The organism is Mesorhizobium sp. WSM4847, assembly GCF_055811335.1.
In genome coordinates this window covers 188873-201580 of record NZ_JBVVPY010000002.1, presented here as the reverse complement: position 1 = coordinate 201580, position 12708 = coordinate 188873, and the positions used below count along the sequence as shown (strand labels likewise).

Annotated in this window: 11 protein-coding genes; 8 read left to right on the top strand and 3 right to left on the bottom strand. The window is 62.0% G+C overall.

Features of this window, described 5'->3' with window-relative positions; genetic code table 11:
- Window positions 1-18: 18 nt before the first annotated feature.
- Window positions 19-2697, top strand: coding sequence for a pyruvate, phosphate dikinase (ppdK, locus tag AC0L28_RS03705; RefSeq protein WP_473475596.1), 2679 nt, complete (start codon window positions 19-21; stop codon window positions 2695-2697).
- A 97-nt stretch (window positions 2698-2794) separates the two neighbouring features.
- Here the strand turns inward: ppdK and AC0L28_RS03700 are convergent, their stop codons facing one another.
- Window positions 2795-3184 (bottom strand): DUF427 domain-containing protein, encoded by a 390-nt coding sequence (locus AC0L28_RS03700; RefSeq protein WP_287171539.1) that lies wholly within the window; start codon window positions 3182-3184, stop codon window positions 2795-2797.
- Between the two features lie 164 nt (window positions 3185-3348).
- Window positions 3349-3705: a hypothetical protein gene (locus AC0L28_RS03695; RefSeq protein WP_023797902.1), complete on the bottom strand. Its 357-nt coding sequence runs from the start codon at window positions 3703-3705 to the stop codon at window positions 3349-3351.
- Window positions 3706-3901: 196 nt separating this feature from the next.
- On the opposite strand from AC0L28_RS03695, the gene AC0L28_RS03690 reads away from it, so the two are divergent.
- Window positions 3902-5530, top strand: a complete 1629-nt coding sequence (locus AC0L28_RS03690; RefSeq protein WP_287171540.1) for a fatty-acid--CoA ligase — start codon at window positions 3902-3904, stop codon at window positions 5528-5530.
- Between the two features lie 75 nt (window positions 5531-5605).
- Complete coding sequence (locus AC0L28_RS03685) at window positions 5606-6391, top strand: DUF1499 domain-containing protein (RefSeq protein WP_473475593.1); 786 nt, start codon at window positions 5606-5608, stop codon at window positions 6389-6391.
- Window positions 6392-6479: 88 nt separating this feature from the next.
- Here AC0L28_RS03685 and AC0L28_RS03680 read toward each other — a convergent pair whose 3' ends face one another.
- Window positions 6480-7529, bottom strand: coding sequence for a LacI family DNA-binding transcriptional regulator (locus tag AC0L28_RS03680; protein ID WP_473475591.1), 1050 nt, complete (start codon window positions 7527-7529; stop codon window positions 6480-6482).
- Between the two features lie 145 nt (window positions 7530-7674).
- On the opposite strand from AC0L28_RS03680, the gene AC0L28_RS03675 reads away from it, so the two are divergent.
- The 5 genes from AC0L28_RS03675 to AC0L28_RS03655 all read left to right on the top strand — a co-directional run bounded on the left by AC0L28_RS03675 (window position 7675) and on the right by AC0L28_RS03655 (window position 12389).
- Window positions 7675-8715, top strand: coding sequence for an ABC transporter substrate-binding protein (locus tag AC0L28_RS03675; RefSeq protein ID WP_473475589.1), 1041 nt, complete (start codon window positions 7675-7677; stop codon window positions 8713-8715).
- Window positions 8716-8740: 25 nt separating this feature from the next.
- Window positions 8741-9775 (top strand): ABC transporter ATP-binding protein, encoded by a 1035-nt coding sequence (locus AC0L28_RS03670; protein WP_473475587.1) that lies wholly within the window; start codon window positions 8741-8743, stop codon window positions 9773-9775.
- A complete protein-coding gene (locus AC0L28_RS03665) occupies window positions 9772-10659 on the top strand; it encodes an ABC transporter permease (protein ID WP_473475585.1) in 888 nt (295 codons plus the stop codon). Before AC0L28_RS03670 ends, AC0L28_RS03665 begins: the two co-directional genes overlap by 4 nt.
- Complete coding sequence (locus AC0L28_RS03660) at window positions 10652-11443, top strand: ABC transporter permease (RefSeq protein WP_128248014.1); 792 nt, start codon at window positions 10652-10654, stop codon at window positions 11441-11443. The genes AC0L28_RS03665 and AC0L28_RS03660 overlap by 8 nt, the downstream gene beginning before the upstream one ends.
- 97 nt (window positions 11444-11540) lie before the next feature.
- Window positions 11541-12389, top strand: a complete 849-nt coding sequence (locus tag AC0L28_RS03655; RefSeq protein WP_473475583.1) for a phosphorylase family protein — start codon at window positions 11541-11543, stop codon at window positions 12387-12389.
- Window positions 12390-12708 lie beyond the last annotated feature (319 nt).

Here is a 12708-nt window from a genome sequence, read left to right as displayed (position 1 = left end):
TGCAACCGGAGAGCAAGCATGACCAAATGGGTCTACACCTTTGGCGACGGCGCTGCCGAAGGCCGTGCCGGCGACAGGAACCTGCTGGGCGGCAAGGGCGCCAATCTGGCCGAAATGTGCAGCCTGGGCCTGCCGGTGCCGCCGGGGTTCACCATCACCACCGAGGTCTGCAACGCCTATTACGCCAACGGCCGCACCTACCCGGCCTCGCTGGAAGCAGATGTCGCGGTCGCACTGGATCACGTCGGCCGGCTGACCGGGCGCCGCTTCGGCGATCCCTCAAAACTGCTTTTGGTGTCGGTGCGTTCCGGTGCGCGCGCTTCGATGCCCGGCATGATGGACACCGTGCTCAATCTCGGCCTGAACGACGAGACGGTCGAGGCACTGGCCGCCGATTCAGGCGACGCCCGCTTTGCCTATGACAGCTACCGGCGTTTCATCCAGATGTATTCCGATGTCGTCATGGGCCTCGACCATGAGGTGTTCGAGGAAATCCTCGAAGACCAGAAGGGCGGCCTCGGCCATGAACTCGATACCGAACTGAGCGCCATCGAATGGCAGGGCGTGATCGCGCTCTACAAGGCCAAGGTCGAGGAGGAACTCGGCAAACCGTTTCCGCAAGATCCGAACGAGCAGCTCTGGGGTGCGATCGGCGCCGTGTTTTCGAGCTGGATGAACAACCGCGCCATCACCTACCGGCGCCTGCACGACATTCCCGAAAGCTGGGGCACCGCGGTCAACGTCCAGGCCATGGTCTTCGGCAATATGGGCGAGACCTCGGCCACCGGCGTCGCCTTCACCCGCAATCCGTCGACCGGGGAAAAGATGCTCTATGGCGAGTTCCTGGTGAATGCGCAGGGCGAGGATGTCGTCGCCGGCATCCGCACGCCGCAAAACATCACCGAGGCGGCGCGCATTGCCGCCGGCTCCGACAAGCCGTCGCTGCAGAAGCTGATGCCGGAAGCCTTCCAGTCTTTCGTCACCATCTCCGACCGCCTGGAAAAGCACTACCGCGACATGCAGGATCTCGAATTCACCATCGAGCGCGGCAAATTGTGGATGCTGCAGACGAGGTCCGGCAAGCGCACCGCCAAGGCGGCGCTCAAAATCGCCGTCGAAATGGCGCGCGACAAGCTCATTTCAAAGGAGGAGGCCGTCGCCCGCATCGATCCGGCTTCGCTCGACCAGCTGCTGCATCCGACCATCGATCCGAAGGCGGAACGCGATGTCATCGGCATCGGCCTGCCCGCATCTCCGGGGGCAGCCACCGGCGAGATCGTGTTTTCCTCCAACGATGCCGAGGAGCTCAAGACGCAAGGCCGCAAGGCGATCCTAGTGCGCATCGAGACCAGTCCCGAGGACATCCACGGCATGCATGCGGCGGAAGGCATCCTGACCACGCGTGGCGGCATGACCAGCCACGCTGCGGTGGTGGCGCGCGGCATGGGCAAGCCTTGTGTGTCGGGCGCCGGCTCGCTGCGCGTCGACTACAGGGCCGGCACGCTGATGGCGATGGGGTCGACGTTCCGCAAGGGCGATATCATCACCATCGACGGCGGCAACGGCCAGGTGCTGAAAGGCGCCGTACCGATGCTGCAGCCGGAGCTCTCGGGCGATTTCGCCGCCATCATGGAATGGGCCGATGCCGTGCGCCGCATGAAGGTGCGCACCAACGCCGAAACGCCGCTCGACGCGCGCATGGCGCGTTCCTTCGGCGCCGAAGGCATCGGGCTTTGCCGCACCGAGCACATGTTCTTCGAGGGCGACCGCATCGTTGCCATGCGCGAGATGATCCTGGCCGACACGGAAAAGGGCCGGCGAACGGCGCTCGCAAAACTCTTGCCCATGCAGCGCTCGGATTTCCTCGAATTGTTCGAGATCATGGCCGGCCTGCCGGTGACGATCCGCTTGCTCGATCCGCCGCTGCACGAATTCCTGCCCAAGACCGAGGAAGAGGTGGCCGAAGTCGCCGCCGCCATGAACCTGTCGCCCGACAAGCTCAGGCAGCGCACCGAAGCCCTGCACGAATTCAACCCGATGCTTGGCCATCGCGGCTGCCGGCTTGCGGTTTCCTATCCCGAAATCGCCGAGATGCAGGCGCGCGCCATTTTCGAGGCCGCCGTCGAAGCCGGCAGGAAAGCCGGCGCGCTGGTGGTCCCGGAAATCATGGTGCCGCTGGTCGGTCTGGTGAAGGAGCTCGACTACGTCAAGCTGCGGATCGATGCCGTCGCCAGGAGCGTGATGGAGGAAACCGGCGTCAAGTTCACCTATCTTACCGGAACGATGATCGAACTGCCGCGCGCCGCGATCCGCGCCCAGGCCATCGCCGAGGCGGCCGAATTCTTCTCTTTCGGCACCAACGATCTGACCCAGACCACTTTTGGCATCTCACGCGACGATGCGGCCTCGTTCCTGGAGACCTATCGCCAGAAGGGCATCATCGAGCAGGATCCGTTCGTGTCGCTCGACATCGAGGGCGTCGGCGAACTGGTGCGGATGGCGGCCGAAAAAGGCAGGGCAACGCGGCCGGAGATCAAGCTCGGCATTTGCGGCGAACATGGCGGCGATCCGGCGTCGATCCATTTCTGCGAGGAGATCGGCCTCGACTACGTGTCGTGCTCGCCCTACCGCGTGCCGATCGCCAGGCTGGCTGCCGCGCAGGCGGCGGTGCAGGCTGCGAAGAACGGTCGCGGGTAAGGGGTCGACGTCGGCCATGGCCGTGCCGCCCGAATGATCGGCAGGACGGGCCACGAGCCGTCCCTGCTCAGGCTGGCCCTGCTCAGGCTGGCCCGGCTCAGGCTGGTTTGGCTTCGACCGTCACCTTGTTGGGATAGAACGCGCCGTGATCGCGGATTTCGATCATCTCGTCGAAAGGCTGCTCATAGGCCCACATCGCATCCTTGCCTGCTTCCGCGGCAGGCAGCACGCTCCAATAGCTCGCATCGCCCTTGAACGGGCAATGAGTCGACGAGTCCGTCTTGCGAAGCTGGTCGAAATCGATGTCTTCGAATGGAATGTAGAGGATCCCGGGGTAGGGGGATTCGGTCAACACCTTGGCCCTCCTGGACGAGGCAATGACCGCGTCGCCGGCGCGTACGGTCACAGTTCCGCTGAAGGGCTCGATAGTAATCACTTTATCCGGGTTGCGCTGAAAGCCGGGTGACTTATTGGCGGTCTGGTCCATGACGGTTCTCCTTGCACGACCTAAGGTGTGTAGGGTGTGCGCGCTACGCAAGGGCGCTGTCGAATGCGGGGGCTCCATCGCCTTTTGGCGTTGCCGGATCTCTCGTCAAATCGAGCTTGGCTATGACCGATCAGGGCCGATGACCGATCAGGGCTGATGACCGATCAGGCGGCAGCCTGAAACGCGTCCATCAGCCCGGCATAGGCGGCGGCGATACCGGCGACAGGATTGGTGCTTCGCGACGCGGTTTCGACCTTGAGCGCACCACCGCCGGTCGGCAGGGTAAGAAGCAGGAACTGGCGGTTGCCGCCATCGCCGACGCAAGCCGCGGCGACGTGCTGGCTTTCGCCTTCGTTCTGAACGCACATCTTGAACAGCAGCGTGCCGCCGACCGCCTCAAGGGCTCCGCCGACGACTTCGACGAATTCGTCCTCGGAAACGGTTTTGGCGTCCGGCACCAAATCGGCCAGGCTTTCGGCAAGCGAATCTTCGAGAGCTTTGTCGTCGAGCTGCGCGTCCATGCGAACCTCTTTCATTCGCCAATCACACCCCTACCATTAATCAAAGTTAATGTCGACAATGGCCGGATTGTGGCGGTTTTCTCTGCCTTTTCGAACAATGCGCTGCTTCTGCCCGGTCATGGCTGGACAATCCGCTTGTTCGTCCCACAATGGAGCGAAAACCAGTGGGGGAACGAAAACCAATGGGAGGAGAAGTATGCTCGGACTGATGCAGGAATGGCCGCTGCTTTGCCACAAGCTCATCGACAACGCAGCCAGGCAGCACGGCGAACGCGAGATTGTGTCGCGCTCGATCGAGGGCCCGATCGTCCGGACCACTTACGTCGAAATTCATCGCCGTGCCTTGCGGGTCGCTGAGCGGCTCGAGCGTGATGGCTTTGGGCTTGGCGACCGCATCGCCACATTGGCCTGGAATACGGCGCGCCACATCGAAGCCTGGTACGGCATCATGGGTGTCGGCGCGATCTATCACACGCTTAATCCGCGCCTGTTTCCCGAGCAGATCGCCTGGATCATGAACAATGCCGAGGACAAGGCGATCTTCGTCGATCTGACATTCATGCCGCTGCTTGAAAAGATCGCCGGCGCGGTCAAATCGCTCAGAAAGGTGATCGTGCTGACCGACAAGGCACACATGCCGCAGACGGCGCTGCCGAATGCTGTTGCCTATGAGGAATGGCTTGACGAAGCCGACGGCGCCTTCACCTGGAAGACGTTCGATGAAAACACCGCCGCCGGCATGTGCTACACCTCGGGCACGACAGGCGATCCGAAAGGCGTGCTCTACAGCCATCGCTCGAACGTGCTGCACGCCATGATTGCGGCGATGCCCGATGCGATGGGCCTCTCCTCGCGCGACACCATACTGCCGGTTGTGCCGATGTTCCACGCCAACGCCTGGGGCCTTGGCCAGAGCGGCCCGATGATCGGCGCCAAGCTGGTCATGCCTGGCTGCAAGATGGACGGCGCCTCGATCTACGAGTTGCTCGACACCGAAAAGGTGACGTTCAGCGCCGCCGTGCCGACAGTGTGGTTGATGCTGCTGCAGTACCTGGAGGAGACCGGCAAGAAACTTCCCTATCTGAACAAGGTCGTTATCGGCGGCTCATCCTGCCCGCGTGCGATCACGGCAAAGTTCCAGGGCAATTACGATGTTGAGGTCATCCATGCATGGGGCATGACCGAAATGTCGCCGCTCGGCACGCTGTGTACCTTGAAGCCGGGCTATGCCGGGCTTGAGGGCGAAGCCCGGCTCGACGTCCAGAGCAAGCAGGGTTTTCCACCTTTCGGGGTCGAGATGAAGGTCACCGACGACGACGACAAGGAACTGCCATGGGACGGCGAGACATTCGGACGCTTGAAGGTCCGCGGACCGGCCGTCGCGCGTGCCTATTATGGCGGCATCGGATCCGACGTGTTCGATGAAGAAGGCTGGTTCGATACCGGTGATGTCGCCCATATCGACCCAGGCGGCTACATGCAGATCACCGATCGCGCCAAGGACGTCATCAAGTCGGGCGGCGAATGGATCTCGACCATCGAGCTCGAGAATCTGGCGATCGGTCATCCGGATGTGGCGGAGGCGGCCGCCATCGGCATCCAACATTCGAAATGGGGCGAACGGCCGTTGCTTGTCGTCGTCCGCAAGCCGGGCCGGGAGCCGACCAAGACGGATATCCTGGCTTTCATGGACGGCAAGGTGGCGAAGTGGTGGATGCCGGATGACGTCGCCTTCGTCGGCGAAATTCCCCACACCGCCACCGGCAAGATCCAGAAGACAACCTTGCGCCGGCAGTTCAGGGACTATCGCCTGCCGACGGACTGACTGACATGACGTCTTTCGCCTTCAAACCGCCGCTGAACGGCTTAAGCGCCGGTCCGGGGTGAAGCAGTGCTGAAAATGATGAAAACTCCCGAGCGACAGACGTCGAGGGCGGCCGGCTGGTCGCGGCGGACAGGCGCTTTTTCGGCGGTCCTTCTGCTGACCGTTCTCGTCGGCCACCGCTATCAGCTTGTTGAAACGCCGGCTTTCCTTTGGGTGCTCGGCATTGTCGCGCTGCTTGCCGCCTTTGCGCTGTTGTTCGCCGGATTTGCGTTTTCGAGACTGTGGAATTTCGGCGACCGTGGCGGTCGCGATCTCACCGTCGGCACGGTGCTGGCACTGCTGGTGCTTGTTCCTTTTGGCATTGCCGCCTATTGGGCAGCGACTTCTCCGCCGCTCAGGGACATCTCGACGGATTTCGACGATCCGCCGGTGCTCGACACCAGCACCCGGACCGGGGATATGAACGCGCTTTCGCCGCCGACCCCGGGCGAGCGGCGCCTGCAGACCGAGACCTATCCGCTGGTCACCGGACGCAGCTACAATCTGCCTTTCGATCGGGTCCTGGAAGCTGTCGCAACCGTGCTCGGTCGTCGGGACTGGCAGCTTGCGGCGCCGTTTCCCCGTGCGATCGGGCAAAGCGATGTGACGATCAACGCCTTGGCCAGGAGCTTCATCCTCAGCCTTCCCGCCGACGTCGCCATCCGTGTGACCGACGATGGCGATGCGGTCCTCGTCGACATGCGTTCGGCCTCGCGTTACGGCCGCTACGACCTTGGCGACAATGCGGCCCGCATCGTGGATTTCCTGGCCGAGCTGGATCAGAAAGTCGCAGGCCAGGTCGGCACGGCCCCGGCTGAGTGATGTCCGGAGCATTTTTGCAGCCAAGCGGAGTCGCTTCGTCGCCACAGAAATGCGGCTGATACAATCAGGGGTTGAGTATGCGGGCAGGCTATTCGCCGGGGTCGAATTCACCCTTGAGCAAAATTGTCTCCACCGGCCCAAGCGGATTGATGATCCGGTTCTCCAGGACTTCGACAAGCTTGCGTCCGACAGCCGCCATATCGACGGAATGAACTTCGATCTTCGCCGGCAGGAAGCGTGCCAGCCGCGTGCTGTCACGCGTGACGATGTGGACGTCGCTCCCCGGCGCAAGACCTCTTTTGCCAAGAGCGTGCAGCGCCCCCAGCAGGCCGAGTTCGTTGGCGCATGCCAAGCCTGTCGGCGGATCTGAGCAAGCCAGCAAGCGATCGAACCAGGCTGCGCTCGATTCCATGGTGAACATGCCATGACCGATCAGCGCTTGGTCGATCGGAATGCCGGCCTCGGCCATTGCCCTTGCATAGCCGGAAAGACGCATGGCACTTGCCTGATCCTCCGGAACCAGAAGTTGCAGTGCAATGCGTCGGCAGCCCTTGTCCATGAGCCGTCGGGTTGCCTCGTAGGCAATCTGTTCATTGTCAACATCGACATACGGATACGCGGTATCCAGGTCGGTTCTTCCAAACGCGACGAATGGCATGCGTTGATCCAGCAGCAGCTTGACGCGCGGATCACCCGACACCAGGCGCGTGATGATCAGTCCGTCCGTGCTGCGCGCCTGAAGCTGCCGCTGCACGCTCTCGACGGGATCGTCGTCGGGCGTGGTGGAATAGATGGACAGACTATAACCGGCTTTTCGCGCCGCCAGCGTCATGCCTTCGATCAAAGGCAGCTTTAACAGATCGGACAGATGGTCTCGGGTCTCCATCGGCAGCACTGCCGTCAGCGTCAGCGTTCGACCGGTCTTGAGCGCACGACCATGATGGTTTGGCAGATAGCCGACCCGCTTGGCCGCCTCCTTGACGCGGGCTATGGTCGACGGCTGCACTTCCGGCCCATCCTTCAGAGCGCGGGATACCGTGGTCACCGAGAGGGAAAGTTCCGCCGCGATCTGCTTTAGATTGGCCATTGTTCGCCCGACTTCATTTGCGAAAGCGCCGGCTGACTTGCTGACCGCCATAACGTACCGGATTCGACATCCCGGTCAATCCGAACGCCCGTCGCAAGCAGCTTGACTCCTGCGTATTCAGATGCAATCGTAACGTTACGATTACAAATAAATGGCCATTTCAGGCAATATTTGATCAAGTTGGGGAGGAGAACCTATGTCCTGGCTGCGCATTTCCTTAACAGCATTCGCGATCTCGGCTGCCGTGCCCGTCCACGCGCAAACACTCACCATCACGACCGCAGGCGGCGATTATGGCAACGCCATGAAAGAGGCCATGTGGGGCCCTGCTGCAAAAGAGCTTGGCTATGATGTCCGCGAGGAGACCCTGAGCGACGGCCTGGCCGCCTTGAAGATGCAGGTCACCTCGGGGGCAATTGCGACCGACATTATCCACCTCGGCTCGCCGGAAGGCGCGCAGGCCGCCGCACAATCGCTGCTGGAGCCGCTCGACAACAAGATCATCGATCCCAAATCCGTGCCGGAGGGTGCCGCGTCCGACTACTGCTATCCGTTCGATTCCTATGGCACCGTCCTGTCGTGGAACACCAAGACTTATGGCGAGAACCCGCCGAAGTCCTGGGCGGAGTTCTGGGACGTTGCCAAATTCCCGGGCCGCCGCGCATTGCGCGCCAATGCGCAGGACTCGATCGAGATCGCGCTTCTCTCCGATGGCGTGGCGCCGGCGGACGTCTATGCCGTGCTCAGCACGCCGGAAGGGCTGGAGCGCGCCATCAAGCGGCTTGAAGCGATCAAACCGGATGTCGCCGTGTGGTGGACCTCGGGAGCCCAGTCCGCGCAGCTGCTGAAGGATGGTGAGGCGGATCTGGTCGTTACCTGGAACGGCCGGGCAGAGACCGTGAAAAAGGATGGCGGCGCGGCTGACTACACGTTCAAGGGTTCGATCATCGGCACGGACTGCCTCGGGGTGCCGAAGGGCGCGCCGAACAAGGAAGCCGCGATGAAGCTCATCGCAGCGATGACGCAGCCCGCGCGCGTTGCGAAGCTGACCGATTTTATCGCCTATGGACCGGTCAATCCTGCGGCCTATGAGGGTGGCCTGATTCCCGAGGACCGTCTGAAGACGCTTGCGACTGCGCCTGAAAATGCCGGCACTTCGGTGTTTTCGAATTCAGAATGGTGGGTCAAGAACGGCGAGGCTGCCCAACAGGCCTTCGACGAGATGATGGCCCGCTGAGTCTCGGCTGACAAGGCTGGAGCAGATGTCGCTCCCGATCACCATCGACAGCGTCAGCAAGGCTTACGGGTCCTACGTCGCGCTGGATGATGTCTCGCTCGACATTCAAGCTGGCGAGTTCCTCACGCTGCTGGGGCCATCGGGATCGGGCAAGACCACGCTGCTCATGGCTCTGGCCGGTTTTGTCCGGCCGGATTCCGGCAAGCTGTTGTTGGGCGATCGCGACATCACCCGCCTGGCGCCGAACAAACGCGACATCGGCATCGTATTCCAGAATTACGCCTTGTTTCCCCACATGAATGTCCTGGCGAATGTCGCGTATCCGCTGGCGCTGCGCAAGACGCCGAGAGCGGAGGCGCGCCAGCGGGCGCTTGCCACCCTGGCCCGCGTGAAGCTGGATGGCCTGGCGGAGCGCAATGTTGCCGCACTGTCCGGCGGCCAGCGTCAACGGGTGGCATTGGCGCGGGCAATCGTCTTCGAACCGCGCGTGATGCTGATGGACGAGCCGCTGTCGGCGCTCGACAAGAATCTGCGCGAAACCATGCAGTACGAGATCCGGCGTCTGCACGATGACCTGGGCATCACCACAATCTACGTGACACACGACCAGCGCGAAGCGCTGATCATGTCCGACCGGATTGCGGTGATGAACTCCGGCCGCATCCAGCAGATCGATACCCCGCAGCGGATCTATGATCGTCCGTCGACCCGCTTCGTCGCCGAGTTCATGGGCGAGGCAAACATTGTGACGCCGGGCTCGGTGCGCAGGATCGACGGTGCCGAAGCGTCACGCGAAACCCTGATGATACGCGCCGAAAGCTTCCATCTTGACGCGAAGCTCGCCGGGGCAGACGCAGTGGCTCTCGAAGGCATACTGCGCGCCAAGGCGTTCCGCGGCGAGAACTGGCTTTTGACGCTGGCGCTCGACGGTGGCCAGGAGGTCCTTGTCTGCATTCCGGCAGCGCTGGCCGGCGGTTGCGCCGAGCTTGCCGCCGGTCAGCGGATGACCGCCTATGCACCAGCAGCGAAGATTCACGCGATACCGGGAGCGCTGGCGTGACCGTCACCGCGGATCCAGCGCTCTTGGCGGATGCGCGCCGCGAGCGGCGGTTTTTCCTTTCGCTTTCGCTGCCGGCGCTGATCATCGTTGGATTGGCGGCGATACTGCCCATCCTTTGGATCATCCGGCAATCTTTTTTGACCACAGGCGGTGAGTACACTGTCGGCAACTACGCGAAAGTGCTTTCGAGCGGACTGACATGGTCGGCGCTCGTCACCACCCTCGAACTGTCCCTCGGCACGCTGGCGATCTGCATTCTTCTGGGCACCCCGCTGGCGCTCGCCTTGGCCAGCGCCAGGCCAAGGGTGGCCAACGTGCTGATGGCCTTCGTCATGCTGCCGCTGTGGACCGCCATCCTGGTGCGCACCTATGGCTGGCTCGTGCTGTTGCGGCGTGATGGCCTGATCAACGCGGCTTTGACTGGTTCTGGCCTGACGGCGGAGCCTTTGCCGCTGGTCTATAACTTCACCGGAACGCTGATCGGCATGGTTCACTACATGCTGCCGATCTTCCTGCTGCCGGTTTATGCCGCGATGCGCGATATCGACCCAAACCTCGTTCGCGCGGCAGCGAGCATGGGAGCCACGCTCGGGCAGGTCATCCGCACCGTCATAATGCCGCTTTCGGCCGGCGGCATCTTCTCGGGCTCGGTCATCGTGCTCATCTATTCCATCGGTTTCTTCATCACGCCGGCGGTGCTTGGCGGCGGCAAGGTAAATCCTCTCTCTACCCGGATCGAGCGTGCGCTATCGACCTTTCAGGATTGGGGATCGGCGAGCGTCCTGGGCATTCTGCTCCTCGTTCTGATGGCGCTGATCGGTGTGATGCTGCTGGCGGCACGCCGCCTGCTGGCCCTGAACTCGATGGCAGCCTCCCATGCTTGAAGCCTATCCGCAAAACCGGCTCGCCCGCATTGTCCTCTGGAGCTTTGCTGCTCTGGTCATGGCATTTCTGATGTTGCCGACGCTCGTGGTGGTGCCGCTTTCGTTTTCGGCGTCTAACCTCCTCGAGTTTCCGCCGCACGCCTACTCGTTGCGCTGGTACGAGAATTTTTTCGGCTCGGCGACGTGGATGGCTGCACTCAGAACGAGCCTGATCCTCGGGACATTGACGGCGCTGATCGCGGTGCCTTTTGCGCTGCTCGCCTGCATCTCGATGAATCGGCTGGGCGGGAAGACCGCAGCTTCCATCCAGGGCGTCCTGCTCACCCCCTCGGTCACCCCGGGAATCCTGCTGGCGATCGGCCTCTTCTTTGTGCTGGCGGCGCAACGCCTGGTCGGAACGCTGTTCGGTGTGCTGGTCGGACATGTGGTGCTGGCCGTTCCGGTGGCGTGCATCGTGTTGCTGCCCGCGCTGGCTCGCTTCGACTGGAACCAGGTTCAGGCGGCGCGCAGCCTCGGCGCGGACTGGGCCAGGGCAATTGGCGGAATAATCGTTCCGCAACTTCGGCTCAGCCTGTTGTCGGCGACACTGATGGCGTTCCTGACGTCGCTCGACGAGTCGGTGATTTCGATCTTCGTCGCAAGTGGTCGCAACAGCACGATGCCGAAGCTCATGTTCATCTCGCTGCGCGATCAGATCGATCCGACCATTGCGGCGATCTCGACATTGTGGACCGCTATTGTTGTGGTCGTCGTCGTGATCGTCGCCCTTCGCCAAAAATCCTGACCGAGCCAAAAATCCTCACCGAGTTGGAAGCATGCCCCAAAATCATCACGCGGCCGGTGCTCCGGCGGACCGATCGACTGACATCCCTCAGGTAGGCTTGGCCATCATCACCGGGTCGGCAAACTGGGGGCTTGCCTTCCCGGAAGATGTCGGAGTCGAGGGCGTGCGCACGCTGCGGCGCGACATGAGTTTTGAAACGCCTTTCGGTCGTACCGACAACTGGAAGCTGCTCGAGTTCGATGCCTCGATTACGGCCGAAGGCAGAGCAAAGCGGGCGTTGTGCATGTATTCGCACGGCAATCCCCGCGACCATATCGACCATTCCTGCCATCGCCGCGCGTTCTGGGTGTTGATGCAAGCGGGGGTGCGGCAAGTCCTCGCCTGCTCGACCGTTGGCGCCGTCAACAAGGCGATCCAGCCCGGCGACATGGTGGTGCCCGCCGATATCATCGAACTGACGCAGACCCCGTTTTCACTGCTTCCGGACCGCCAGAGTTTTGACTGTTCGGGCAAGCAGATCGTATGTCCAAGATGTGCGGCGGTTCTGGTCGAGACGGCCCGTCGCTATTGGCCATCCCGCGTCCATGGCATTGAACAGCAGCTGGTGGCTGCCCATTGTTATGGGCCGCGGCTGACAACCCCGGCCGAAGCCTTGGCCTATCGCGGCATGGGGGCGGACGTGCTCAATCATTCCATCGCCCCCGAGGCCACCCTGGCGCGCGAGATCGGCGCCTGCTTCGTGCCCTGTGCGTTCGTCACGGCGGGCTTTAACGACTATATGGACCGCACCCGCCAGAAATTGCTGCAGGAGGACGTGCTGCCCAATCTGTCCATGACAGCCTCGCTTGTCGCGCTGGAGACCGCCGCGCGACTTCCGGCCAATCCGCAATGCTCTTGCCAGGGTCTGAAGTCGCCTCAACCGGAAGAGCGTTCCAGCCGGTTCTGAGCTTTCAGGAGCGGAGTGCGGGTTCCGGCGGGATCTTAGCCAGGCAGGCTGAAAATGCCGTCGATCGCCGGGTCGCGGTCGAAGGGCTAAGTGAACGAGTCTCCGCCGTTTACACGGAATTTACAGCGAATCTACGTGTTTTTGAGTACGACGAAGGGGCGAAAAAGGTCAGTTTGACTATAAAATTCAGTTAGTTAGAGTTTCCGATGCCGGTTTTTCATAGCAGGGAATTGCAACAAGCAATTAATTCGGCGAAACCCGCCGGGTTTCCCGCAAAACCGAAATTCTATCGGAAAACGAGAGTTTCAAACCTCTCTCG